22 protein-coding genes and 1 riboswitch are annotated in these 26,919 nt (G+C 40.2%); of the genes, 9 read left to right on the top strand and 13 right to left on the bottom strand.

The genetic code is table 11. The annotated features are described in order from the left end of the window. The coding region (locus tag ATS76_RS06805; protein WP_152995629.1) for an IS4 family transposase at nt 1-623 on the top strand (623 nt) is incomplete at its 5' end. A gap of 96 nt (nt 624-719) precedes the next feature. Here ATS76_RS06805 and ATS76_RS06800 read toward each other — a convergent pair. From ATS76_RS06800 to ATS76_RS06790, 3 genes are all read right to left on the bottom strand, one after another. Beyond that, nucleotides 720-1,784: a DUF21 domain-containing protein gene (locus ATS76_RS06800; protein ID WP_058404977.1), complete on the bottom strand. Its 1,065-nt coding sequence runs from the start codon at nt 1,782-1,784 to the stop codon at nt 720-722. A 21-nt stretch (nt 1,785-1,805) separates the two neighbouring features. After that, the gene (locus tag ATS76_RS06795) at nt 1,806-3,158 is read right to left on the bottom strand and encodes a magnesium transporter (RefSeq protein ID WP_058551558.1); all 1,353 of its coding nucleotides are present in this window, start codon (nt 3,156-3,158) and stop codon (nt 1,806-1,808) included. A 258-nt stretch (nt 3,159-3,416) separates the two neighbouring features. After that, a complete protein-coding gene (locus tag ATS76_RS06790) occupies nt 3,417-3,899 on the bottom strand; it encodes a winged helix-turn-helix transcriptional regulator (RefSeq protein WP_058404975.1) in 483 nt (160 codons plus the stop codon). A gap of 168 nt (nt 3,900-4,067) precedes the next feature. Here ATS76_RS06790 and putA point away from each other — a divergent pair, with 168 nt between their 5' ends. Both putA and ATS76_RS06780 read left to right on the top strand, forming a co-directional pair. Then, entirely contained in the window at nt 4,068-7,871 is a 3,804-nt protein-coding gene (gene putA / locus ATS76_RS06785) for a bifunctional proline dehydrogenase/L-glutamate gamma-semialdehyde dehydrogenase PutA (RefSeq protein ID WP_058551557.1), read from the top strand. Between the two features lie 118 nt (nt 7,872-7,989). Beyond that, the gene (locus ATS76_RS06780; protein WP_058551556.1) at nt 7,990-9,183 is read left to right on the top strand and encodes an HD-GYP domain-containing protein; all 1,194 of its coding nucleotides are present in this window, start codon (nt 7,990-7,992) and stop codon (nt 9,181-9,183) included. Nucleotides 9,184-9,230: 47 nt separating this feature from the next. Here ATS76_RS06780 and ATS76_RS06775 read toward each other — a convergent pair whose 3' ends face one another. The 6 genes from ATS76_RS06775 to ATS76_RS06750 all read right to left on the bottom strand — a co-directional run bounded on the left by ATS76_RS06775 (nt 9,231) and on the right by ATS76_RS06750 (nt 14,665). Continuing rightward, nucleotides 9,231-10,253, bottom strand: coding sequence for a general secretion pathway protein GspB (locus ATS76_RS06775; protein WP_058551555.1), 1,023 nt, complete (start codon nt 10,251-10,253; stop codon nt 9,231-9,233). 11 nt (nt 10,254-10,264) lie between these two features. Beyond that, the gene (locus ATS76_RS06770) at nt 10,265-11,182 is read right to left on the bottom strand and encodes an ExeA family protein (RefSeq protein WP_058404971.1); all 918 of its coding nucleotides are present in this window, start codon (nt 11,180-11,182) and stop codon (nt 10,265-10,267) included. A 172-nt stretch (nt 11,183-11,354) separates the two neighbouring features. Then, nucleotides 11,355-11,870, bottom strand: a complete 516-nt coding sequence (locus ATS76_RS06765; protein WP_058551554.1) for an Lcl C-terminal domain-containing protein — start codon at nt 11,868-11,870, stop codon at nt 11,355-11,357. A 9-nt stretch (nt 11,871-11,879) separates the two neighbouring features. Next, nucleotides 11,880-13,535, bottom strand: a complete 1,656-nt coding sequence (locus tag ATS76_RS06760; RefSeq protein WP_058551553.1) for an Lcl C-terminal domain-containing protein — start codon at nt 13,533-13,535, stop codon at nt 11,880-11,882. 67 nt (nt 13,536-13,602) lie between these two features. Further along, entirely contained in the window at nt 13,603-13,935 is a 333-nt protein-coding gene (locus tag ATS76_RS06755; RefSeq protein WP_039037724.1) for a hypothetical protein, read from the bottom strand. A gap of 22 nt (nt 13,936-13,957) precedes the next feature. Further along, the gene (locus ATS76_RS06750) at nt 13,958-14,665 is read right to left on the bottom strand and encodes a DUF2982 domain-containing protein (protein WP_058551552.1); all 708 of its coding nucleotides are present in this window, start codon (nt 14,663-14,665) and stop codon (nt 13,958-13,960) included. Between the two features lie 247 nt (nt 14,666-14,912). On the opposite strand from ATS76_RS06750, the gene ATS76_RS06745 reads away from it, so the two are divergent. From ATS76_RS06745 to msrA, 3 genes are all read left to right on the top strand, one after another. Continuing rightward, nucleotides 14,913-15,965 (top strand): efflux RND transporter periplasmic adaptor subunit, encoded by a 1,053-nt coding sequence (locus ATS76_RS06745; protein ID WP_058551551.1) that lies wholly within the window; start codon nt 14,913-14,915, stop codon nt 15,963-15,965. A gap of 3 nt (nt 15,966-15,968) precedes the next feature. After that, complete coding sequence (locus tag ATS76_RS06740; RefSeq protein ID WP_058551550.1) at nt 15,969-19,067, top strand: efflux RND transporter permease subunit; 3,099 nt, start codon at nt 15,969-15,971, stop codon at nt 19,065-19,067. Between the two features lie 79 nt (nt 19,068-19,146). After that, on the top strand, nt 19,147-19,683 hold the full coding sequence (msrA, locus tag ATS76_RS06735) for a peptide-methionine (S)-S-oxide reductase MsrA (RefSeq protein ID WP_058551549.1): 537 nt from the start codon (nt 19,147-19,149) through the stop codon (nt 19,681-19,683). A gap of 44 nt (nt 19,684-19,727) precedes the next feature. Here the strand turns inward: msrA and ATS76_RS06730 are convergent, their stop codons facing one another. Together ATS76_RS06730 and ATS76_RS06725 are read right to left on the bottom strand one after the other, a co-directional pair. After that, nucleotides 19,728-21,554: a TonB-dependent receptor domain-containing protein gene (locus tag ATS76_RS06730; protein ID WP_058551548.1), complete on the bottom strand. Its 1,827-nt coding sequence runs from the start codon at nt 21,552-21,554 to the stop codon at nt 19,728-19,730. Nucleotides 21,555-21,587: 33 nt separating this feature from the next. Then, nucleotides 21,588-21,751: riboswitch (cobalamin riboswitch) on the bottom strand. A gap of 175 nt (nt 21,752-21,926) precedes the next feature. Beyond that, on the bottom strand, nt 21,927-22,409 hold the full coding sequence (locus tag ATS76_RS06725; protein ID WP_058404965.1) for a YajQ family cyclic di-GMP-binding protein: 483 nt from the start codon (nt 22,407-22,409) through the stop codon (nt 21,927-21,929). Nucleotides 22,410-22,562: 153 nt separating this feature from the next. On the opposite strand from ATS76_RS06725, the gene ATS76_RS06720 reads away from it, so the two are divergent. Both ATS76_RS06720 and ATS76_RS06715 read left to right on the top strand, forming a co-directional pair. Then, nucleotides 22,563-22,913: a VanZ family protein gene (locus ATS76_RS06720; protein WP_058404964.1), complete on the top strand. Its 351-nt coding sequence runs from the start codon at nt 22,563-22,565 to the stop codon at nt 22,911-22,913. Next, nucleotides 22,906-23,808: a ketopantoate reductase family protein gene (locus ATS76_RS06715; RefSeq protein ID WP_058551547.1), complete on the top strand. Its 903-nt coding sequence runs from the start codon at nt 22,906-22,908 to the stop codon at nt 23,806-23,808. Before ATS76_RS06720 ends, ATS76_RS06715 begins: the two co-directional genes overlap by 8 nt. 46 nt (nt 23,809-23,854) lie before the next feature. Here ATS76_RS06715 and thiI read toward each other — a convergent pair whose 3' ends face one another. Together thiI and ATS76_RS06705 are read right to left on the bottom strand one after the other, a co-directional pair. Continuing rightward, nucleotides 23,855-25,312, bottom strand: coding sequence for a tRNA uracil 4-sulfurtransferase ThiI (thiI, locus tag ATS76_RS06710; RefSeq protein WP_058551546.1), 1,458 nt, complete (start codon nt 25,310-25,312; stop codon nt 23,855-23,857). A gap of 98 nt (nt 25,313-25,410) precedes the next feature. Beyond that, nucleotides 25,411-26,064 carry a TetR/AcrR family transcriptional regulator gene (locus tag ATS76_RS06705; protein ID WP_006791540.1) on the bottom strand — a complete coding sequence of 218 codons (654 nt, stop codon included), beginning with the start codon at nt 26,062-26,064 and terminating at the stop codon, nt 25,411-25,413. 323 nt (nt 26,065-26,387) lie between these two features. Between ATS76_RS06705 and coaD the strand changes: the two genes are divergently transcribed. Continuing rightward, on the top strand, nt 26,388-26,879 hold the full coding sequence (gene coaD / locus ATS76_RS06700) for a pantetheine-phosphate adenylyltransferase (RefSeq protein WP_058404961.1): 492 nt from the start codon (nt 26,388-26,390) through the stop codon (nt 26,877-26,879). Nucleotides 26,880-26,919: the final 40 nt, after the last annotated feature.

Here is a 26,919-nt window from a genome sequence, read left to right as displayed (position 1 = left end):
GAAAAGCCCGAAGCGCAACACTGGATATCACCTATGCGCCAGTGACACTGAAAGTGCCTTACAATAAAAAAGGACACTCTCTCCCAGTTTACTATGTCGGCTGTGCAGAGCGAGGAAACGCTGAGAACGATTTAAGCTGGCACTTATTAACTAGTGAACCAGTCACCAGCAAAGAAGACGCCTTAGCCATCATCACCTACTATGAGCACCGTTGGCTTGTTGAGGAATACCATAAAGTCTGGAAAAGTGATGGCACGAATATCGAAAGTTTACGCCTTCAAAGCCAAGATAACATGGAAAGGTTGGTGACGATTAATGGGTTTATTGCGACGCGAATATTGCAACTAAAGTTCACCAATGAGCAGCCTGATTCTCCAAGTTGTGAACAACTGCTACCTCCGAAAGCATGGAAGTTATTGTGGTTAAAGAGAATAAAAACACCATTGCCTGAAACCGCTCCAAATATGTCATGGGCGTATCGAGAACTGGCAAAGTTAGGGGGGTGGAAAGATACCAAGCGCACAGGGCGTGCATCTGTGAAAGTGTTATGGCAAGGATGGCTTAAATTACAAGCCATCCTTGAAGGCTACGATTTAGCAAAATCTCTTGAGTCAGACTTGTGATCAAGAGACAGCTATTAGCGGCTTTTTTATTCGCATATCAAATATTGAGCTATGCATATATAGCACTGGCTTAACTATAAAAAATAGATTAACTTACTATTTTGCCAGCGGCTGTACTTCTTTATTTTCGTTCATCTCTAACTTTGGCGCATTCATTCCCTTTAATAAACGACCGAATATATCAGCACCAGTAATAATGCGCTTCTCATCACCCCATACCAACACAACGTCGTGATCAATAGCACCATCAAACGATTTATCGAGCGAATGATTTGCGCGTATTTTTAAAATAACTTCACTTAAACGCAGTGTTTCATCCGTTACAATAATAGGTCTGTGGCAAAAATGGTAAGGGTCAAAAGTATCTGGCTCAAATAATGCTGCTCGTAAAAAACCATCGGCATCAACCACTAATAACGGCCACCCATCGTTGTTAGTCAAAATTACCCAGTTATAGCCCGATTTGTGTAATTTACGTAAAAAGTCATTATCGGCTGATAATGTCAGTTCAGGAAAAATAGGTAAATCAAGTTTAGTAGGTAAAGAGATTATAGAATCTGGATCAATTATTTCCCCTTCTTTAGTTACACTGATTTCGTCTAAGCTAAAAAAGTTAAGTGCACCAATACCTTCAACATGTTGCACATCAGCTTCTTCTGCCTCAATGTGTTTTCGTATTATTCCTCTAAGCTCGCTTTCAGCAAAATAGGTAATACCTTCTTTGCCCAGCCATGCATCAAGTACCAAGGCCGTTGGTTTAGCAACAACATAAAACAAAACTTGATAAAACTTTATTAATGGCGAAAGCATACTCGCCATTTTTAATGCATTACGAGAAAAATAAGCTTGAGGTGTTATCTCACCAATTATCGTAATCGCAATCGTTGAGAATAAAAACGAGCTAGCGCCCATTAATACAGAATCAGAGAGTAACGTGAGTAAAACGTTAATACCCACGTTACCCCACAAAATGGTTGCTAGTAAAAAGTTAGAGTCGTTACGAAGTGCCATAACCTTAATTGCCGCTTCGTTTCTTTTTGAACTTTCCATTTCAAGCTGTAATCGGCTTAACGAAAAGAACGCCAAATTCAACCCCGAAAATATTGCCGATTGCGAAATACACAGAGCAATAGCACACCAAATCATGACATCAAACGTCATTTTATTTTCCTATTAAAAAGTTTATAGCAGCAACAAACTGCCTAAACCTAAAAAGGTCACAAACCCAACAATGTCGGTAACCGTTGTTAAAATAACAGAGCCAGATAACGCTGGATCTATTTTCATTTTGTCTAAAATTGATGGTATTACAACGCCCGCGAGCGAGGCCGCTACTAAGTTTAATAAAATAGCGACTGTAATCGTTACACTTAACATCAAATCGTTAAACCATAAGTAGGTAAGTAAACCAATTACAAATGCCCACACTAAACCGTTAACAGCCCCGACTCTTAGTTCTTTTTTAAGTAACGCATTGCGGTTTGAATCAGTCACCTGCCCCAAAGCCAAACCACGCACGATAACGGTTAATGTTTGGCTACCCGCAATTCCTCCCATTGAGGCTACAACCGGCATAAGTACCGCTAAAGCAACCACTTGCTCTATAGTGGCGCCAAATAAACCAATAAACCATGATGCTAAAAATGCAGTGGCCAAGTTTATACCTAGCCAAATACCACGGTTTTTAGCACTTTTTCGTACACTGGCAAATAAATCTTCGTCTTCTCGTAAACCACCGGCCTTTGCGGTGGCTTCATCGGTTATTTCTTGGCGAAGTTCGTAAGCAGAGGCAATTGTTAATCGCCCTAATAATTTATTATCTGAATTTACAACAGGCATAGCCATTTGCTCAGAGTGAATTACGACTTCAGCAGCTTCATATAAATCATCGTCTGCATGCAACGATGAAAAATCATGATTTGCTAGTGTCATTAAATTATCGTTATCGTGTGCTTTAATAAGATCGTTAATGGCTACTTCACCAATTAAACTGCCTTTGCGGGTCACTAAATAAATAACTTCGCTGTATTGCGGTACACCTTTGAATAAAAGTTTTTTTGCACCACCAGCAGTTAACTTGTCAGACACCTTTAAAATATCAAAACCTAGCCAGTGACCTAGTTGTTCTGGTGGGTATTGTTGTGCTAGCTCGTACTGCTTGGTTTGCGCTTCATCTAATTGCTTTTTTGCATAGTCGACAAACCGCTCTGGTATCACTTCTTCTAATTCAAGTAGCTCTTCTACATTTACTTCATCAAGTAATTTAAATGCATCACTGTCATCAAGTGTTTGCAGTAACCATAAACAACTGTCAGGGCTTAAATTTACAAAAATTTCATGCTGTGTATCTTCGTCAAGCAATTGCCAAATTTCGAGTCGCTGCTCTTTGGGTATTGCTTCAAACAATAACGATAGATGCTCTGTAGAAAGTGTGCTTTGTGCGTCGATCAACAGTTTATTTTTACGTTCTGTGGTGTCGCATTGCAGTAAGTCGTTTATGAGTTGTGGGAGTTGATCTACCGGGTACTCAATCATTAAAAAAACCTTAAAATTAAAAAGCACATTATTGACAGTTTACCTTCTTAATTAAAAATTGCAGAAAAAACGGTGCTTTAAATAAAGATGTGCGTGCTATTTTGCGCATTGTATGGGCAAAACAAAGGCAGTACTATTTATTTTTATATAAATTAAAAGTATGAAATTAAGGTATTAGAAAACAAAAGGGAAAGAAGTTGGGCAACTATGAATACTAAAGCATACAAGCATTATTTTGTATGCTTTAAATATGTGGGATTAAATTTCGATTAATAACCCTTTGTCTTTTTTTACTTTTTCAATAACCATATAAGTATGGTGTGTGCCTACACCGGGGATATCAACTAAGTCACCCAACACTTGCCTGTACTCTTCCATGTTAGATACACGTATTTTTAATAAGTAGTCGTAACCGCCTGCAACCATGTCACATTCTACAACTTGCTCCATTCTTAATATGTGTTCTTTAAATACTTTAAATACAGCAGTATTTGAGGTAACCAACGACACTTGAACATGAGCCACTAAGCTTTGGTTTAACTTAGCTTCGCTTAATTTAGCATAATAACCCTCAATATAGCCTTCTTGCTCTAATCGCTTTACGCGATCAAGGCATGGGCTTGGGCTTAAATTAACTTGTTTTGCTAAGTTAACGTTAGAAATTCTGCCGTTTTTTTGCAAAACGTCTAAAATTGCTAAATCAATGCGATCTAGCATGCGTAATCTATTTGGATTTGTCATACAGAATTTTATGCGGATAAGTTAAATTTATGCCCTGTAAATTATCGTAAATCGACAAATTTAACCAGCATATTCTGCTGAATTTTATTTAGAATGCACTCTCAATATCATTGGTATTTTATTGGTAATTAAATTTACTTTAAATCTTAACACTGCTAAGGGTTGCTTATGTTATTCAACGGCGATTTAACAACTGACTGTCCTATAAGACAAAAAATCCGTGACTTTTACCGCATAGACGAAAATGCGGTTATCGATCATATTTTACCGCTTGCAGAAGTAGGCGTTAAAGCACGAAGCCGTGCCTGGGAAAGAGCCCGCCAGATTGTTTTAAACATCCGTAAAGAACAAGATGGTCAAGGCGGTGTAGATGCGCTACTCAATGAGTTTTCGCTTTCAAGTGAAGAAGGCGTAGTGTTAATGTGTTTAGCCGAAGCGCTGCTTCGTGTACCAGACAAAGAAACCCAAGAAGCCCTTATTCGCGACAAGTTAGCAAAAGGTGATTGGAGCTCTCATTTAGGCAGTAGCGACTCTTTATTTGTAAATGCATCATCTTGGGGCTTATTAGTAACCGGTAAAATGGTTAACTACACAGATAAAACCAAAGACCAACAGTTTGGTATGCTTAAAAAGACCATTGGTCGTTTAGGTGAACCAGTTATTCGCAAGTCTGTAAACTTTGCAATGAAAATTATGGGCAAGCAATTCGTTATGGGTCGTACCATAAACGAAGCAATTGAACGTGCTGCCGACACAGAGCAAAAAGGCTATGTATATTCTTACGATATGCTTGGTGAAGGCGCGCGTACAAGTAAAGATGCTAAACGCTACTTTGACAGCTACATGAATGCCATCCACTCAATTGGTAAAGCGGCAAATGGCCGTGGTCCGATTAAAAGCCCGGGTATTTCTGTAAAGCTTTCTGCTATTCATCCGCGTTATGAGTTCACTCATAAAGATCGAGTAATGGCAGAAATTGTACCTAAGCTAAAAGAGCTTGCTCTAGCTGCAAAACAGTATGATATTGGTTTTACGGTAGATGCTGAAGAAGCTGACCGTTTAGATATTTCACTGGATATTATCGAAGCCGTATTTAGCGATAAAGAGTTGGATGGCTGGCAAGGGTTTGGCTTAGCTGTTCAAGCGTATCAAAAACGTGCGATTTTTGTTATTGAATGGCTAACAGAGCTTGCTACGCGTGTAGGTCGTAAACTAATGGTGCGCTTAGTTAAAGGCGCATACTGGGATACTGAGATTAAAACTACACAACAAGATGGTTTGGATCACTACCCTGTATTTACCCGCAAAGCCACAACAGACGTATCATACAAAGCCTGTGCAATTAAAATGCTAGAAGCACGTGATGTGCTATACCCACAATTTGCAACGCACAATGCATACACTGCAGCAACTATTTTAGAAGTGGCTAAAGGCGATAACACAGGGTTTGAATTCCAGCGTTTACACGGTATGGGTGAGTCACTATTTGACCAAATTGTAAGTGAAGAAAAAATTCAATGTCGCGTGTATGCCCCGGTTGGCCAACACGAAGATCTACTGGCGTATCTTGTTAGACGTTTGCTAGAAAATGGTGCAAATTCGTCGTTTGTAAATGCCATAGTTGATACCTCTAAACCGGTAGAAACATTGCTGCCAGATCCGGTAGAAACGCTGCAAGGACTTCGTAACAAATACAATACGCAAATTAAAATGCCAATTGATTTATACGGCGAAGAGCGCGCCAACTCTAAAGGCATGGACTTGACCGATATAAACGTGATTACCCCGTTTAAAGAAAACCTAGACAACTGGTTTAACGAACATCGAATAGATCAAAGCCAAGTCCCTGATGGGTCACTTGCTGTTAAAAACCCAGCAAACCATAAAGAAATCATCGGCCATGTAAAACTACAAAGTGGCGATGAAATGAAAACACTACTTGCTAATGCAGAAGCAGCGTTTGAATCATGGTCGCAAACCCCTGTAAAAGACCGTGCTAATTTATTACGCCGCATTGCTGATATTTTGGAACGTCATAACGACGAACTCGTTGCTATTTGTATCAAAGAAGCGGGTAAAGTAGCACAGGATGGCATAGATGAAGTACGTGAAGCAGTCGACTTTTGTCGTTACTATGCTGCACGAGCTGAAGAACTCTCAGAAGATGAGCGCTTTGAAGCACGAGGTGTAATCCTGTGTATTAGCCCATGGAATTTCCCACTCGCTATATTTTTAGGCCAAGTGGCTGCTGCCATTGTGACAGGTAACACTGTTATTGCCAAACCGGCTGAACAAACAAGCTTAATTGCTCTACGTACCATTGAACTTATGCTATCGGTTGGCTTACCTGAGCACGTTGTACAGCCTGTTATTGCACGCGGTAGTGAAGTGGGTAAAACAATTGTTCCTGATGAACGTATTCAAGCAGTTATGTTTACAGGTTCAACTGAAACCGGCACATTAATTTCTCAAACGCTTGCAGCACGAAACGATATACAAGTGCCATTAATCGCCGAAACAGGTGGCCAAAACTGTATGATTGTTGACTCAACAGCACTGCCTGAGCAGGTCGTTGATGATGTTATAAGTTCTGGTTTCCAAAGCGCTGGTCAACGCTGTTCAGCTCTGCGTGTGTTGTTTATTCAAGAAGACGTAGCCGACGGCATCATTGAAATGATTAAAGGTGCTTTGGCTGAATTACATATTGGTGATCCGTCATTGTTATCTACTGATGTAGGGCCTGTAATTGATGAAAAAGCACTTAAAAACTTAACCGAACATGTTGAGTATTTAAAAGGCAATGCAACACTTCATTACGAATGTAAAATTCCGGATAATAGCGAAAATGGTGCGTACTTCTTTGCGCCACGTTTGTACGAAATAAAAGATCTTTCTGTACTTAAGCGCGAAGTATTTGGCCCATGCGTTCATATTGTTCGATTTAAAGCGAATCAACTTGATGACGTAATCGATCAGATAAACAACACAGGTTACGGCTTAACAATGGGTGTGCATTCACGTATTGAAGAGCGCTGCGAGTACCTTGCTAAAATGTCTCGTGCGGGAAATGTATACGTAAACCGTAATATGATTGGCGCAATTGTTGGTGTGCAACCATTTGGTGGCCGAGGTCTATCGGGCACGGGCCCTAAAGCCGGTGGTCCAAACTACCTACAGCGTTTGGTGAAAGAAAAAGCATCACCAGAAAACGTGCAAATGACGAACCTAACGCCTGATGAGCTTGATTTACACCACTACAGCGGTGCAAATGCCCAAGTAGAAAAGCTAATGGCTAACTCAATGCGCGATGAAAAAATTTGGCGAGCAACCCCGCTTAATGACCGTGTATCTGCTGTTCGTCAGCTACTTGCCAAAATTGCTACGGTAGAGATTATTGATGACCTAGCTGACGATTTAGCATTAACGCTAGCCGATGCGCGAGCACAGCTAAACCGCCTTGAAAAGCACATGCGTAAATTTACAACGCTGCCTGGGCCAACGGGAGAGTCTAATACTCTTCATTTAGAAGCACGCGGCTGTGTTGTTTGTTATGCCGATAAGAGCACGTCTTTTAACTTTTGGGCGTTATCTATCATTACTGCCTTGGCCGCGGGTAATACGGTAATTACAGTTGCCTCTGAAATGTTTTACGAAGAAGCCGAAGCATTCAGAGAGAAGTTTATTGCGACAGGTGTTGCCGAAGGGGTATTCCAAGTAGCTAAACCTAATCAGTTACAAGCTATTTTGGGTCATCCTCATTTGGCCGGCGCAGTTGTTGCAGCACGTTCGTCTCGTTTAGGTTACTTCAGCCAACAACTTGCGCAGCGTAAAGGCGCTATATTACCGGTGATCAGTTCTGAGTATTACGACACATTAATCAAACGTCTTATCACTGAAAAAACAATTAGTGTAGATACAACGGCATCAGGTGGTAATACATCATTGATGACGTTAGTTGAAGATGATGATTAATTGAGCTAATACTAATTACTTAATAAATATATAAAAGGCACTGTTAAGTGCCTTTTTTCTATTTAAAACGCGTAAAGTTTGTTACATTTAATACAGATTTGTTAGTTAAGCAGTGAAATTGAAAAAGCTCCCAGTTTCTAAATTACTCCCTGGAATGTTTGTGCAAAGCGTTACAAAACAAACGGGCAGAGTAAAAATTAAAAGCCAAGGTTGGGTAAAAACCCAAACCAGTATTGATAAGCTAATTAAAGCGGGGATTTTAGAAATTGAAATCGACCCAGACAAAACACTGAACCAAGAAGTCCCTAAAAAAGAACCAATCAAAGCTCCTTCTGCAAAAATAGAACGCGACCCTTGGCAAAAAACGCAAAGCGCAGCACAAGAAATGAATAAAGCTAAAAAGCTTTATGACGAAGCTAAAACACTGCAAGTAAAAGCTTTTAAAGATATAAAGTCAGGCTTGAATATCGATATAGCCCCATTTAGAGAGCTTGCTAGTGGGTTTATGGATTCAGTTTTTAGAAACCAAGATGCCCTAGCCTGCCTGACGCAAATGCGCCAAAAAGATGCCTACTTGCTAGAGCATTCTATAAACGTATCTATTTTAATGGGTATTTTTGCAAAACACCTTAATATTGAAAAAGACATTATTGTAGAGCTGACTACCGGTGCGCTGCTGCATGATATTGGTAAAATAAAAACGCCAGATGAAGTCCTCAATAAACCTGGGCGTTTAACCGAAGCAGAATTTGAAATAATGAAGCAGCATGCGGTTTACTCAAAACAAATTTTAGAAGAGTCAGGTTTAACGGGTATTGCAGTAGATATTGCGGGTATGCACCATGAACGTATAGACGGTACTGGTTACCCTTTTGGTAAAAAAGGAAATGAAATAAGCCAGTATGTTCGCATGGCCTCTATTGTTGATGTATATGACGCTCTTACTGCAGAGCGAGTTTATAAATCGGGCATGGAACCCATCAAGGCATTTAAAATATTAAAAGATGGCTGCCCAGATAGCTTTGACGGCGCTTTATTAACTAAGTTTATTCAGTGTATTGGAATTCACCCAGTGGGCACATTAGTAAAGCTTTCAAGCCAAAAGGTTGGGCTTGTGACAGAAAGTAATCCAGCGATGCCATTAAAGCCGATTGTTAAAACGTTTTATAGTGCAAAGCACAGCCGTTACACCGAAGTGCTTGATATTGATTTATCAAACAAAAAAATTGTGGACTCACTCGAATCAACCGTAAAGGCAGGCGATTTCAATATTGATTTAGAGCGCTTTTACAAAAACTCTGTATTACCTTAAATTGTCAGTATAAGCCCAGTATTACTCACTGAGCTTATACTTGTTTGTTACTCCGGCCAGTCTTGCAGGGCTTTTAAGCTAAACTCGTAACCGTCAAAATCAATCACGCTTTGCTCTGGTGTAATTTCTTTAACCATTAATGCACCTATGCTATCACCTTCGTGAAGCTCTCGCCCATTTAGCTTTATCCAGCGTTTATCTGCACTTGATGAATAAATATGTGCTTGGTATTTAATACTTGGTAGCATTGCTTGAAGGCCGTCTGGTAACAATTCGATAGGCTCTACCCGCGATGACGATTTTGAGGCTTGAGTTACCTCATAATCTTGGTTTTTATCGACATCTTGCACTGCCTGCGCAAACGCATTTTTAAGTGTAGTTGGCACAGCATCAAGCACAGGATCGCTTTTAGGTTCAGCTCGCGCTGCACCACTAATTGGCTTACCCAACACTTTATACTTACTCATATCAATACTTGTCGAAGACGTACTTTGAGTTTGCTCAACACTGCCTTGGTTATACGTAAACTGTGGGGGTGGATTCGGTTGACCTTGGTTTAGCTGATTATAGTTTTGCGTATTTAAAAGCTGAGGCTGATTATAAACTTGTTGAATGCCGTTAGCTGCACCTGTTGATGGCATCGGAATATACTGCCCCGTTGGCGTTAATAGCATTTGCTGAATACCCGTAGGTGTTTGCACATGTACTAATTGCCCTTCAATAGTTGCGGTGTTGCTTGGTAGCTGTTCAGGTTTAGGCTTTTCATTCACTTTAGCTTGTTGAGTGACGGGTAATGCTTCTGTTTCTAATTGGGTCGTTACTTGTTCATTACTTTGACTGATAACTACATTAGAGGGTTCAACAGAGCCTGATGATTGCATCCACTTACCAAAAGTAAATCCGGCTGTTATCGTAACAAAGGCTGCTAAGCTGCCTCCCAAAATAAAAGCGATACGGCGGTAACGAGCCAGTGCTTGTTGCTGTTTTAACTGCTCTGACTGTAAATCGTACTGCTCGGCGCTCATATCAGCTTGTTGAGATTGCTTTAATGCATCTAGTAAATAAGACATAAATCACCTAACTATAAAATAAAAGAAAGCCCAATACCTGAGGCAAATAGAGCGCAAAAGGCAAAGCAATAGATTAAAATGGATGACGATTTTTCAGGCTTATTCGTTGTCGCAACAAAGTCGGTAGGTAATGACTCTTGTGCAGATTGTTTTACTATATCAGCATTTACAACGAGTTGCTGCTTAGAGAACGTTCCCACTAAAGCACGTTCACATACTAAATTCATTAACCGTGGTACACCGCCTGTCATTTTATGAACCATCTGCATTGCGTCCATTGAAAATAAACCTTTGTCACACCCCGCAATGTGTAACCGGTGCTTGATATACGCGACTGTTTGGCCTTGTGTTAAAGGTAATAAGTGGTAACGCGCTGTGATACGCTGAGCAAGCTGTCTCAATTCATTACGCTTTAGTAAATCTTGAAGTTCAGGCTGACCTACTAGCACAATTTGCAGCAGTTTTTTATGGTCGGTTTCTATATTAGTTAATAAACGAAGTTGCTCTAGTACATTGGGAGCAAGTAGCTGCGCCTCGTCAATAATTAAAATAGTATGGCCACCCGCTTTGTTATTACTCTCTAAATGCTTTTTTATTATGTCTGTTAAACTTTTAAGCGTCGCATTTTGTGCGTCATAACTAATCTTCAATTCATCACAAATACTGGCTAACAGCTCGAGTTCTGATAGCGCAGGATTATGAATCATCGCTACTTGTGTATTTTCAGGTAATTGCTCTAGCATACTGCGGGTGATTGTTGTTTTCCCGGTGCCTACTTCACCCGTCAGTAATACAAAACCACCATCTTCTCCCAATCCATAGGTTAAGTGTGCTAAGGCTTCTTTATGGCGCTCGCTTAAAAATAAATAATGAGGGTTAGGCGAAATCGAAAAAGGTTTTTCGTTAAGGCCAAAATAGCTTAAATACACCGCGATGTTCCTTCGAAATTAAATCACCGTCTATAATGGCAAAAAAACGCGCACAGTAACATCGTTGTGAGCGCTTTATTGTTGAAATAAAGTAAATTTATGTAAAACAAAAAAGCGCAGCTACAGAAACAACTTCCGATAACTACGCTTTTTAATCAAACTTATTTGGTCTTTATTTTTCGTAGCGAACTAGGCGCAAATAAACATCACTGGTTTTAGGGCGTAAACTATTTAGCCCGCTGTCAAACTGATACGCCCAGGCCGAACTCATACTACTAACACCCGATGTGCTAGACCAATAGTTTTGAGATTTAGTGCCTAAAAAAACAACCTCATTTATACTTGGCTCTGTACAACTGTGCTCTAGAATACTGGCTAGCTCTTTAATATTAGGCACCTGCCAATCATCATAGTTTGCGGTTGTATCGTTAGTCGCTCCTCGTAAAGCTTCCTGCCACGTCACTGCAGGAGTGGATCCTTCACACAGAAGTGTTTCTGTATTATAGGTTTGAGAATAACTACAACGCTGCCACATTAAGCCGGTTTCAGTGTCAGATACTGTCCCATCGGTATTAACAGTAAACCTATCAGTTGGGGTTGTTGTGTCTGCACCGCCGTAACATGTTTGCGCCGCCACATTAAAACTAAAGCCAAAAACTATAAACGTATTTAATAATTTTAATTTCATAACACTCTCCTATCGGCTTCTGACTAAACGAACATACGCGTTGTTCTCTTTTGGATAGGCAAGATCATTACCGTTACTCATATCAATAATATAAGCCTGCGATAAACTGGTGCCATCCGCAGCAGTTTGAGATGTCCAATAAGGTAAGTTAACGTTTTCAATGGCGCCTGGTTCAGGCATGTTTGGGAAAAAAGCCGTGTCAATTAATACGCTTTGCCCTTGCTTACCATAATCAATTAACCCCAAAAGCTCTGTATACGTGGGGACTCGCCAATTTGTTCCCCCACAAAAATCGATGGCATTAACTGCATTTATATAGGTTTGTAAGCCACAACTTGTGTCGTTAGGGCATGTTGTATTTGCCGTACTATCTGCATCGGTAGTTGTGTCGCCAATGTCCCAATAATAGCTGTTTTGCGCATCCCGCAACGTTGTATTTGGTAAAGTACCAGAGGAAGGGGATTTAACTTCCCAAACAAGCCCAGTTACATTGTCACGAATACAGCTAAATACTTCACTGGAGTCATCTACCTCGTCGGCAAACTGATTAAGCTTAGTATAATCAAATGCGAGATTCCCTATGCCTGCTTTATCTATGCGGTTAGCAAAGCTGTCACGGCCGAGTTCTGCATCCTGCTCAGGAAAATCATCACTGTCGCAATTTATACGCTGCGTATTGTTGTAGCATTCTCCCATACCACTGTCGTTTATCAGGCCAAGCGCTTTTGGCGTTATATCAATAAACACCGTATCGGTATCGGTGCGTCCTTTCGAATCGGTAACGGTTACTTCAAAGCTAAGCGTGGTGTTGGTGTCCACATCGGAGGCAAAAAAGGTAGATACACACTGTTGGCTATCGCTCAGTGTTTCAGCATTCCCGGTTAATTGTTGCCACTCGCACTGATATGTATCTGTGACTGTTTCGCTATTGCTTGCATCTAGTGTTACCTGATCAAATTCTTCAACATTTTGATCATCCCCTGCATTTGCGGCAACTAATTCATTGGTTTTATTAAGGCTCATTGTGAATTGAGTACTGGCTTCCCCCCCCTCATCGTCAGTAACCGTTAAGCGCCAAAGCAAAGTTGTGTTTGCTTCTAACAAAGGATGAGTAAAGCTTAATGTTGAATCATCAAAGCTAGAAATATCTAACTCAAGGCCTGATATAAGTTCCCAAAAGTAGCCATTTACTATTCCATTTTCATCCGGATCGCTTGAGTCTAGAGCACTTAATATAATGGTATCTTGGTATACAGAAGGGAGTGTATCTGGTGCTGTTTGTGTTATTACAGCAATAGGGAGCTGATTATTAGAGCTAACCGAAATTAAAACGTCGTCACTTACTGTGCTATTGCCAGTGCTTTGATAGCTGACCCTTAGTACAATTTCACTGTCTGCTTTAACATCCGGTGCCGTAAGTGTTTGCTCTGCGCCTTCAAGTGGAAAGCCGTCTATACTTGGCCCGCTTACTTGCTGCCACGTAAATGTACCGTCAGCAGGTGAGCCTTGGGCGGTAATTGTAAAATCAATTTTTTCGATTACTTGTATGTCCGGACCAGCATTCACAGAGGATTCAATATTTGTGGTACTGTCACCACCGCCGCCACCGCCGCATGCTGTAATAAAAATGCAGGAAAAAAGAGGGATTAACGCTAACGCTTTCATTCGTAGCACCTTGTGTGTCAAATAATTACCATGAGGTAATCACAAGCAAAAAAGGTGCCACTAAAGCTTACATGTAGGCGTCTTGATGGATACGAACGAACAATTTAGTGCCAACTTTGCTGTAATCAACTTTATATTCACGACCATCTAACGACTGAATAAATACTAACTGTTTTTCTTCACCAAATACCTCAGCGCTGCTTATATATACCATTTCTAGGTAACGGTCTTTTGCGTCGCGTCTATTTTTTGGTAGCTCCTCTTTAAACGGCTCTAATCCGTTTTGAGTCACTTTAATTCGTGGCTGATTTTCAGCGTTAACAATCACTAAATCAAGTTTTTTGTCTTTATGTATTATGGTATTACGACCACTTTTTAAAAAGGCTCTTTCTTGGCTCATTGTCTTTTCCTACAGTCGCAGTTTAATCTTTAAGCTGCGACGCTATAAACTGATGTGGCTCGCGCTTCCACTTATTTAAATTAGCGCTAAAAGCCCAAATATCTGTATCTAGTACACTGGCAGGTAGTAATAAATCATACCCTGTTAGCAGCTTGAGGTGCTTAGTTCTGTTTGCAAACATTGCTATTAAACCATTATAGCTAATTCCGCGCGCAGATCGATGTTGTGTATCTTCTACTAACCATTCTGATGGGCAATTGCCATTTTTGCAATGATTTTGAACAACCTGCATAAAAAAATGTCGTTGTTCTATAAGTAATTTACCCGCAATTCTAGGAGTTATACTCATTAAAAACTCATCAATATCATTTAGCTTTAGCCCAACCGCGTTTAGCTCTAAATGCTCTGAGCCTTTTTCTACTTTTGGAACACCGCAAGAATGAAAGTTTTTATGAGATAAATACCAGCCCCCATATTTATGCCTATATTCAATAGCAGACTCGCTCAAAATTAAGCTGTAATAAGGTTCTTGGGTTTTTAAAAAACCCACAAAAATAGCTCCAAGGCAGGCACTGACCAAAAAAATTTCAACAATGCTAATAGTGCCTGATCTTAGTAAATTAAATGCCATAATAAATACTAAGCCAATAGCGCCTACTATTAATATTTCAATACCATTGCGTGCACCTTTCGCACGGTAATTAATACGCTTTTTAGTATGTTTATCCATATTGATAAAAAACCATATAAAATATAAACATAATAATAGCCCATAAAATCACTTTCCTGGCTGTCATACAGGCCTTGCAAGATGTTTTAAAATTCATATATTTATCGCTTTAATTAAACAAAAACCGGTACACATATTTAATATTACTTATTTTTACGCTTAACGCACAAAATTATGAGACACATAACAGACTTTATCCGGTCTTATTTCGTACAATACTTATAATTAATTTTCAGGTATGAAAACGATGTACTCTAGACAATCAGGCAAAGCTCTTTTTCCATTCATTATTACACTACTTTTAATATTTAGTGTTTATTTATACTTACCCTCTAGCCATGGCGAACAAGCTAATTTTTCTAACATGTCTACACAGGTTTCTGCACATACAGTAACTTCGCAAAAAAACGCTGTAATGATAGAAGCAATTGGTAGCGCACGCGCAAATCAAGCTATTTATATCAAAAGCGCACAAAACGACTACGTTACCGACATATTTTTCAAAGATGGTGACTTAGTGAGTAAAGGTCAAAAACTTGTGCAACTGCAAAGCAGACAAGAAGAATTGGCCGTTGAAGAACTCAGTATCAATTTACAAGAAGAAAAGCGTCAGCTTAACCGCCTTACAGAACTATCACGTACACAGTCTACAGCTAAATCGCTTTTAGAAGAGCAGTTATCTGTCGTAGACGCGACCAAGTCACAATTAGAAAGTGCTAAAACAACCTTAAGCGAAATGACCATTCGTGCACCTTTTTCTGGCTTATTAGGAAAACGCGAAATATCTGTAGGCGCTTATGTTAATAATGCAACCATACTCACTACCCTTGATGATATTAGTATTATAAAAGTAGACTTTAAAGTCCCTGAAAAATATTTAGCGCAACTTGCCATTGGTATGAAGGTATTAACGCAAAACGACGCTTACCCTGGTCAAACATTCACAGGAAAAGTAACGCATATTAGCTCACGTATTGACGCCGTAACACGCAGCATTGAAGTAACTGCTAGTTTTGCCAATAAATCGGGCCTATTACGCCCTGGGATGTTGCTAAATACGGCACTTGAGCTAAGTACAAGCCAAGCACTTATGGTTCCTGAAAAAGCGGTTATACCACTGCAAGACAAACACTACGTGTTTAAAATTACAGATGGCGTTGCAAATAAAATAGAAGTACACGTTGCAGGCAGAAATAACGGTTGGGTCGCCATTGATGAAGGCTTAACCGATGGCCAGCAAATTATTACTGAAGGGCTGATTAAAATTCGCTCGGGCAGTAAAGTTAGCGTTAAGGGGTAATACGTGAAAATTACCGACACTAGCGTTAAACGCCCCGTTTTTGCGATTGTAATTAACTTATTACTACTAACCTTTGGTTTAGTAGCATTTAGCATGTTACCGCTACGCGAATACCCTGACATTGAAACTCCGATTGTAAATATTAGCACCTCATATACCGGGGCATCAGCGGAGATAATCGAAACTAAAATAACCCAAGTTATCGAAAACCGTATATCGGGTATTGAGGGTATTAAAAGTATTAATTCGTCGAGCCGTAATGGTCGCTCAAACATTACTATTGAATTTAATATTAGCCGCGATATAGATGCAGCATCTAACGATGTACGTGAACGTGTTGCACGTGCACTCGACAGCCTACCTGAGCAAGTTCGTCCGCCTGAGGTATCTAAATCAAACAGTGATGAAAGCCCTATTGCGTGGTTTGTACTTAATAGTGAAACCATGGACTCATTACAGCTTTCTGATTATGCACAGCGCTTTATTGTTGACCGCTTAGCCGTTGTGGATGGCGTATCTAATGTGCGAATTGGCGGCGAGCGTCAATACGCTATGAAAATTTGGTTAAACCGCCAAGCAATGGCTGCTCGCGGCATAACTTCAAGCGACATAGAAAACACTCTGCGCACAGAAAATGTTGAGTTACCTGCTGGTGAAATTGAATCAATTGATCGCGACTTTACGGTTCGTACGGCCCGAAGCTACAAAGATCAGCGCGACTTTAAAAATTTAGTTATTAAACGCGGCGAAGATGGCTATTTAGTTCGCCTTGGCGAAGTAGCCGATGTTCAACTAGAGGCCGCCGACGACGAAAGTTTGTTCCGTGGTAACGGCCGCAACATGATTGGCCTGGGTATTGTAAAACAAGCTAAAGCAAACACATTAACCGTGGTAGACAACGCACGTAGTGAGCTTGAAAAAATCAAACGAAACCTACCTGAAGGCACAACAATTCAAGACAGTTACGACTCGTCTGTATTCATTAAAGAGTCGATTAGCGAAGTATATAGCACGCTTGCCATTTCAATGGGCTTAGTTGTTTTAGTGATATTTTTGTTTTTAGGCAACATTCGTGCAACGCTTATTCCCGCTGTTACCGTACCGGTAGCTTTGGTAGGTAGCTTTATGTTTTTGCTCGCTATGGGGTATTCAATCAACTTGCTAACACTACTTGCGTTAGTACTGGCCATTGGTTTAGTTGTTGATGACGCTATTGTAATGCTTGAAAACATTCACCGCCGCATAGAGCTTGGCGAACCACCATTACTTGCAGCATATAGAGGCGCACGAGAAGTAGGCTTTGCAATTGTAGCAACTACACTTGTGCTTATTTCGGTGTTTGTTCCTTTAGTATTTATGGATGGCCGAATAGGCGCGTTATTCACCGAATTTGCAATGGCTGTAAGCGCAGCGGTTTTTTTCTCAAGTGTGACCGCGCTTACGCTTGCACCAGCATTGTGTTCAAAAGTTTTAAAAAGCGCCGACAAGCCTAATAAATTCAGCCAATGGATGGACCGCCAGTTTACTAAATTAGAGCGCAGTTACCGTAATTCACTTTCAACAAATATGACCAAAAAATGGGGCTTGTTAGTCAGCTTAGTTTTAGCGGGTTTTGTGAGTTATTCACTGTTACTGCAAGTGCCATCAGAGCTAACACCTAAAGAAGACCGCGGCACCTTTTTCATTATGATGAGCGGGCCTGAGGGTGCTAGCTACGAAAATAATGCCGCCAATATGGCAAAAATTGAAGAACGCCTTATGCCTTACTCTGAGTCTGGCGAGCTAAGCCGTGTGCTTGTTCGTGTTCCTGGCTGGGGCGGTAGCGGCGGTGTTGCTATTGTTGGTATGGCTGATTGGGACAAACGCAAGCGCTCTACGTGGGAGGTAATGGATGAAATTAGTGGCAAAATGCGCGAAGTCACCGATGTACGTGCGTTTGCTATTATGCGCCGAGGTATTGGCGGTGGCGGTTCATCTCGCCCTATTGAATTTGTTCTACAAGGTAATGATTATGCTCAGCTTGCCGATTGGCGTGACCGCATTATCAAACGAGCAGAACAAAACCCGGGCCTTGTTAGAATCGATCACGATTACAAAGAAACATTCCCACAGTTTTTAGTCAGCATTGATAAAAATAAAGCGGCCGATTTAGGAGTGTCTGTGTCTGACGTTGGTCGTACACTCGAAACCATGCTGGGTCAGCGTCGTGTGACAACCTTTATAGATAGAGGTGAAGAATACGATGTCATTTTGAAAGGTACAAAAGAAGACTTTAATAACCCGACCGATATTTCAAATATATACCTTAAATCACGCAGTGGTGAGCTTGTTCCGCTAGACAGCCTAATTAGCTTAAAAGAAGAGGCAACGGCCTCACGCTTAAACCGTTACAACCGTATGCGCTCAATAACCTTAAGCGCAAACTTAGCCGATGGTTACACACTCGAACAAGCACTTAACTTTTTAAACAATGTTGCCGCAGAAGAAAATGATATTGACGGCGCAATAGACTACAAAGGTGAATCTCAGCTTTATTACGAAGGCGCATCAGCAATGACCTACGTATTTGTATTAGCGCTAACAGTTACCTTTTTGGTATTGGCAGCGCAATTTGAAAGCTTTATGCACCCATTTGTAATCATGCTAACAGTACCGCTTGGTTTAATGGGCGCGATGTTTGGTCTTTGGTCTACCGGACTTACGCTTAATATTTACAGCCAAATTGGTATTGTTATGCTCATAGGGTTAAGCGCTAAAAATGGGATACTCATTGTTGAATTTACCAACCAATTACGCGACAAAGGTGTAGAATTTAGCGAAGCAATATTACAAGCGGCTACACAACGTTTACGCCCAATAATAATGACATCGCTAACAACGGTTATGAGCTCAGTGCCATTGGTATTAGCATCAGGCCCTGGCGCTGAAAGCCGTATGGTAATTGGTGTTGTGGTATTTACCGGGGTTATTGTTTCAACGCTACTTACTTTATTTGTTGTGCCAGCAGCGTACTATGCGCTTGCACGCAACACACAATCACCTGAGTATTTACAACAAAAACTTAATAAACAAGCAACCGAAAAACCGCTTGAAGAGATCTAAGCAAGCTAGCGCGTCGTAACCTTGTTACGACGCTAGGCTTTATGTTTTGCGTGACCTTTGTTTAATATTAGGAATAATTATGAGTTCAACAACGCAATTAGCAACCTTTGGTGGTGGCTGTTTTTGGTGTATTGACGCAGCATTTAGGCGTGTAAATGGCGTGTCGAATGTAAGCTCGGGTTATACCGGTGGGAACACTGACGATCCAACATACAAATCAGTATGCAGTGGTACAACGGGCCATGCCGAAGTAGTAAAAGTTGAATTTGATAGCACGATTGTAAGCTTTGAAACCTTGCTTGCGATGTTTTTTACTTTGCATGATGCTACACAATTAAATCGCCAAGGTAACGATATTGGCACACAATACCGAAGTGTTGTGTATTACCATAATAACGAACAACTTGCGCTTACTAAAACTATGATTGAACAGTTACAAACTCATGTTAGTGAGCCAATTGTAACCGAAGTAAGCCCGGTAACAACTTACTACCCTGCAGAGCACTATCATCAAGATTACTACAACGAAAACCCTCAACAGGGCTATTGCAGTATGTTAATCGCGCCAAAATTACACAAGTTTGAAACCGTATTTAAAGAGTTTTTAGCTGAGTAAAAATACAAAAAAGCCCGGCAAAACCGGGCTTTAAATTAGCTTATTTAAAACTGGTAATCTATACCAGCAAAAAAGCGGCGCTCTGGCGTGTTGTAGTAGTACACCTGTCCTGTTGTAAAATCAGCGTTAGAATCGACTGCGTTGTACTCTTTATCAAATAAGTTTTCAACACGAAGGGATACCGTAACCTCATCGTTTACTTGGTAATTACCCGCTAAATTCCAAAGCGTATAAGACCCTAATTGTGAAACAGCCCCTGCTCGCTCACCGCGATATTGCATTGCTAGGCTTGTATCAAATGCACCAAACTGTTTTGCAAGCTCCCAATTAAAGGTTCGTTTCGCAACGTTTCTAAGCGCTTCGCCAGTTTCTTTATCTTCTGCACTTAAGTAAGCAAAATTCACATTACTATCAAAGCCAAAAATTTGATTAATCAGGCTAAACTCAACACCTTCATATTGAGCCTCATTAATATTGGTGAGTGCAAAATTAGTGTCGTAAGCAATTTTATCTTCAATTTCATTTCTAAAAATAGCGATATCAACACGTGCAGTTTCAAAGTCAATGTTTAAGCCAAGCTCGCGATTTACTGACGTTTCGGGTTGAAGGTTAGTATTGCCGTAAAGTGGAAAATATAAATCATTAAAAGTAGGCGCTTTAAAGCCCGTGCTTTGGCTTATTCTAAATGTAGCGTTTTCGGATAAGTGATAACCTGCCGCCGCGGTATACGTTGTTTCATTACCAAATTGCTCATCGTCATCTTGACGAACGGTTAAATTGGCAAGCAACTCATCCGCATCGTAATATGCGCCAACAAATACCGCTAATACATCGCGCTCCTCTACTTCAAACGTGGTGGAGCTTTGTGACATGTCATCGTTGTACCAATTAACGCCGCCACTAATGTTTAACGAATCGTTTAAACGGTATTGACCGTTATAGTCAATTTGTGAGCGCTTAGTAATAAAGGTACTCGTTGTTGGCCCTTGAGAGAAATCAACATAACGGTTGTCTGAATCATCCGTTGCAAATGCAATATCAATGCTGTGTGTTTGATTGTTATAGTCTTTATTCCAACCAGCCGAAAGCTGGTAATTTTTAAAATCACCTCGCTCAATCGTACTATCGGCAGGACTAAAGCGGCTGTCGTAATCAGCAAAGCCTTCACTGTATTGCCCTAGTAACTTAAAGTCGCCGTAGTGCGCATCGGTATAGTTTACTTTAAAGCCAAGGTTTTTGTTTTCAAAGCCGTCTTCATCGGGGGCAACACCTTGCAGTACATCAAAGTTATCTGTTTTTTCAAATCCTGCATTAAAAGCCGTTGTCAGCTCACCTGTTTTTACAGAGCCAGCAAGCTGGTAGTCTTGATATGAATCAGACCCAAACGTAGCACTAACAGAAAGGTTATCTGACTCGCGCGTTATAATATTAATAACCCCCGCTAGCGCATCAGAGCCATACACTGCTGCACGTGAACCTTTTATTATTTCAATGCGCTCAATACTGTTTAATGGCACATTGCTTAATGCTTTTTGACCAAGCGTTGCCGAACCTGTGCGCACACCGTCTATTAAAATTAGCGTATCACCCGATCCCGTACCGCGCAGTGAAACACCGGCATTTTGACCAAAGCCGCCATTAGGGTTTACCTGAAAGCCAACTTGAGACGTTAATAGCGTTGGTAAGTCGCGAACATTACTGGCTTCTATGTCATCACGAGTTATAACATTTACGCTCGCTAATACATTAGTAATTGATTGTTCAAACTTATTAGCGGTTACCGTAATGGTTTCGATTGATTGCTCTGCAGCAGATACAGATAGTGACAGCGCAGCAGTAATTGCAACGCCAAGAGTTGTTTTATTTAACATGATGTTCCCCTTCTTTGCCCACCGCAAAGAACTAAGTAAGATTACATCAAGGCCGGTCTCCGGACTCAGTAAGTACATAGCTTTATGTATTACTTTACCGTTGCGGGGGCAGTGTTGGGATTGTAGTCATCATGAAAACGCACCAACTTCCCGATTATCTTATTAAAAAAATCAAACCATTGAAAAAATTAATAAGCACCTTGAAAATAGGCCGCTATTGTGAGGAGTTTAATAAAAAATGTCAACGGACGTCTATACAGCTAAAAGCGGTTTAGCATACTTAAACGAATTTAAACAGCTCATAAAAAAGCCAAATAACTATCGCGGCTATTTGGCTTATTATTTAAAGAGCGCTCAAAAAGCACTCTATAACTAATCGCGGAAGTTTTTAAACTGAAATGGCTGACCTAAATCGGCAGTACGCACAACTTGCATAGCAGCTTGTAAGTCATCGCGCTTTTTACCCGTTACGCGCACTTCTTCGCCTTGAATAGCCGCTTGCACTTTTACTTTAGAATCTTTGATGGCTTTAACTACTTTTTTAGCCATATCTTTTTCAATACCTTGCTTAAGGGCAACGTTACGAAAAACATTTTTACCCGCACGGCTAATGTCTTGAAGTTCTAAGCTAGCTACATCCATACCACGCTTAGAAACTTTACCGGCTAAAATATCAAACAACTGCATAACCTGTGAATCAGCTTCAGCTTTAAGTTTAATTGTTTTGTCGTTTAGCTCAATAGATGCATCAACACCTCTAAAGTCAAAGCGAGTCTCAAGTTCACGGTTTGCGTTATCAACCGCATTTTGTGCTTCGTTCATTTCTACTTCAGATACAATATCAAATGAAGGCATTGGTTTTCTCCTAACTATTCAATCTTAATTTTTATGACGCAATTATAACGCTAAAACTATAAATCTTTACATTTTTCTGCATCTTGTTCAGGTGCGATACTCATTTAGTTTGATATACTCAAGTTTCTTTTTTAAGCGACTCTAGGATTTTACGTGACAAGGCGTGTTTACCAAGCAGTTTTTTTGCTCAGCATCGTGGCGTTTACTTTTTTATTTGCCAAAGAAATAAAAGGCGCAGCTAACCTATTTCCACACATTGATAAAGTAGCCCATTTTGGGATTTTTTTTGTGCTTGCCGTTATTATGGATAAAGCGTTTAAGCTTCCTTTATACGCACAAGTTTTATTATTAGCCGGTTACGGTGCATCAATTGAAATAATGCAAGATGCACTTCCCTATAGGCAAGCCTCTATTGGCGATTTTATCGCTGATTTTGCGGGTGCTGCTAGCTACTTTTTACTTAGAGTAATTTTTACTCCTCGAAAAAAGAATCCTTATGACTAACATTTTAATTATAGGTGATGGCGCTATAGGCCTATTAATGAGTCACTTTTTAAGTAAAGAAAATACGGTACATGTTTTAACACGCAAGCCAACCTGCAATACCCGTTTTTATAGCCGTAAAAATGCCCCGTCACATAAAATTAGTGCACGCTTTATTAATTTAGGTGAACTGGCGCAGCAACCTAGTTATGATATTGTTATTTTTACGGTTAAAGCTTTTCAGGTTCAAGACGCGTTTAAACAAGTAAAACCTTACCTAGCTGAAAATTCAACACTGGTAATTTCTCATAATGGAATGGGAAATATTGAAGAGCTAATGCCTCAGTTACACACTCAGCAAGCACTTTACTTTTTAACCACCAGCATGGCTGGTTTTAAGTCTAACCCTTACATTGTGCAACATACCGGTGAAGGACAAAGCGTGATTGGTGGCTGTAACAACCTCGCAGTTAAAAACCCACAATGTATATCACCACTACTCCAAGCAATTCCCAATTTAAAAGTAGTTAATAACATTGAGCAGCTTCGCTTTGAAAAGCTACTGGTTAATGTGGCTATTAACCCACTAACTGCGCTTCATAATATAAAAAATGGCCAATTACGCGCTCCTATATTTAGCGCAACTATAATGAGCTTGCTCTATGAGGGCTGCAGAGTTGCTAATGCGCAAGGGTCGAATATCGCTTTAGCTGATGCGTTAAATAATGCTTACACCGTAATGGCACTTACTGCTGAAAATTATTCGTCAATGCAACAAGATATTGCTAATAACAGGCCAACAGAAATAATGGCCATTTGTGGGTATATTAGCGAGCAAGGCAAACGCTACGACATTAATACCCCAACTAATAATGAGTTACTTGCTAAAATTCAGGCAAAAAAAAGCGTGGTATAAACCACGCTTTCATAAATTATTAACCCGTAACTTACTAACTTATTTCTTAAGGGCGATACACTTTAACTGTTGTAAATCCTTGCTCGTGTAAAATAAGCGCTTGCAACTGGCTCATTACACCTCTATCGCAATACAGGTAATAATCTTTATCTTTTGGTAGGTCGCCAAATTTAGTAGCTAAGCGGAAAAACGGTAAGTGGATTACTTCAATACCTTCAATCTCAAGCGGCGCGGCGTCCTCTTCTTCTGGTGAACGAATATCAACAACCACAGAGCCAGGCGGTAAATCGGCAACCGATTCAGCCTCTTTTAGCTCTTGCTTGGCTTCTACGTCGATATCACGAACATCCATAACACGCGCGTTATCTATAACGGTATCAAGTACATCAAAGTCGAACTTTTCTTCTTCGCCTTTAATCACGTCTATTTTTGCTTTTACCGTTGGCTTTTTAGATATAACACCACAGTATTCTGGCATAGTTTCAGCCATTTCAGCGGTACCAATTTGGCGCGCAATGTTTATAATCTCTTGCTTATCATGCTGAATTAGCGGGCGTAAAATAAGCGTTTCGGTTACGCGGTCAATAACACTTAAGTTAGCCAACGTTTGGCTAGACACCTGCCCAATACTCTCACCTGTTACAAGTGCTTGAATATTTAGCTTTTCAGCCACTGCGCTACCCGCACGCATCATCATACGTTTAAGTACAACGCCCATTTGGCTGTTTTCAACATTTTCTAAAATTTCGGCAACAACAGGTTCAAAGTCTACCGTTATAAATTTTACTTTATGGGTAGAGCTGTACTTTTTCCATAAAAAGTAACTAGCTTGTTTAACGCCAATTTCGTGGGCAGCGCCGCCTAAATTAAAGAACAAAAAGTGCGTACGCGCACCTTTTCGTATCATTTGGTAGCTAGCAACACCTGAGTCAAACCCACCCGACATTAACGACAGCACATCTTCTTGAGTTGGCAAAGGGAAGCCCGCCATACCCAAATGTGTTTGCGTTACAATGTAAGCTTTGTCGTCTTTTACTTCTAGACGAATAGTCACCTCTGGGCGGCTAAGTTTTACGCTGGCACCTTCAACGTGTTGGTTTAAACCACCACCAACGTAACGCTCTAAATCAGTTGAGGTAAAGTCGTGTTGGCCTATACGTTTTGCACGTACACAAAATGTTTTACCCGCTATTGTGTGGCCAATTAACTCGAAAGTTTTTTTATAAATTTCGTCCAAAGTACTAAATTCGACTTCGGTCACTTCAATAAATTGCACTATACCTGGAATGCGTTGCAAACCATCAATAAAGTCTAACCGAGTTTGCGCATCAGTTAATTTGGTGACAACTGAAATGTTATCCCAGTTGTTTCTTACTTGTACTTTTTCGTCAATACGACGCAATACAATTTTAATGTTATTTTCTAACACTTTAGTAAAGCGTTTACGAACCGAGCGGCTTTTGATAGCTATTTCGGGGTGTAGTTTGACGATAAATTTAAGCATAGTTCACTCTTAGACTGCGGGAATTCGCGCTCCCAGGCATTTGGCGCGCGATTATAGCAAAAATTTTAACGTCTAGGAAACAGCCAATAAATTAGGCGTTATGCTACTGCCGGTGCTTGCTGTGCAAGTGCCGTGTACTTTTCGCGAAGTTGGTTCATCTGTACACTGCTTTTTTCTGTGCTGTAGGCCCTAAATAAAGCCAATACTTTTAAAATACCATAATAAATATCTTGCTCAGCAAGCGAACCACTGGGTCTTCGTGCTTTTATGTAAGGGGTCCAAAAGCTAACAGTGAGTTTAAGTGTGTGGGCTAATTCGGTCACGTCTTGTTCGTCAATGGCGATCATGCCTTTATCGCGCAATCCCAAAATAACGTTACGAACTTGCTCTAGTAACTCAAGCTGAAAATCAATATACGCTTGTTTTAAGTCGGTATCTCTAGAGAGGATATCGCCAAGGTTGTCGTAAAAAAAGTGAAAACGCCACATAAGTTCAAATAGCGAGTCGAGATAAGCAGTTAAATGACTAAATGCATCGTCGTCTTTATCAATAGGCTTAAAATGTGTACTTAAATGATCACGGTAAAGCGCAAAAATATGGCGGATAATATCTTCTTTATTTTTAAAGTGATAATAAAGATTACCCGGACTCATCCCTAAGCTCGATGCAATATGGTTCGTCGTGATTGCACGCTCACCATTTTCATTAAACAACGAAATACTGGTGTGTATTATTTTTTCCTTGGTATTCATATGCTAATACTCAAATAGTCTACTGGCTACATTACACTCAAATTTGGATAGGCAGTATAAACAAAATTAACAATTAAAACACTCCCCTTACAACTAGATCATGTTGACCTTAATGGATTGAAAGTTATTCAACATAAAAGACGACTTAACCACAGCGCCAAGTTTGAAACCAAAAAAGCGAGCTATAAATAACGTCATGCCTTTACGGCATATTCTCACCCTAAATAATCGCTAAAATAATACCCACTAGCTGCACATGCGACTGGGCTGCTTTGTACTGTAAACACTGTTAAACTACGCTAAAATTATAATTTGTGAACCTTATGAACGTTACTGCAATTTACCCCGGCACTTTTGACCCACTCACTAATGGGCACACAGACCTTATACAGCGCGCTGCTAAAATGTTTGATACTGTTTTGGTTGCCGTTGCTAATAACCCAAGTAAACAGCCATGTTTTAACCTTGAAGAACGTGTTGCGCTAGCAAACACAATTTTAAGCCACCTAGATAACGTAAAAGTTATTGGTTTTTCTGGATTACTGGCTGATTTAGCACGCGATCACAATGCTCACGTACTTATTCGCGGTATAAGAGCGGTGTCTGACTTTGATTATGAATTTCAATTAGCCAATATGAATCGCCGCCTAAACCCCGATCTTGAAAGTGTATTTTTAACACCTGCTGAAAAAAATTCTTTTATTTCATCTACTTTAGTTAAAGAAGTGGCGCGTCATCAGGGTGATGTAAGCGAATTTGTAGACCCTATTATTGTAAAAGCACTCAAAGATAAAGTAGGCTGCAGTACTAATTAAGCCTAGTGAAGTGCTTTACCAAAGCAAAAAATTAGAGGTA

Origin of the sequence: Pseudoalteromonas sp. 10-33, from assembly GCF_001469195.1 — a bacterium.
GTDB lineage: Bacteria > Pseudomonadota > Gammaproteobacteria > Enterobacterales > Alteromonadaceae > Pseudoalteromonas.
Note: the sequence above shows the minus strand (reverse complement) of the source record. Positions and strands in the feature narration are given on the sequence as shown.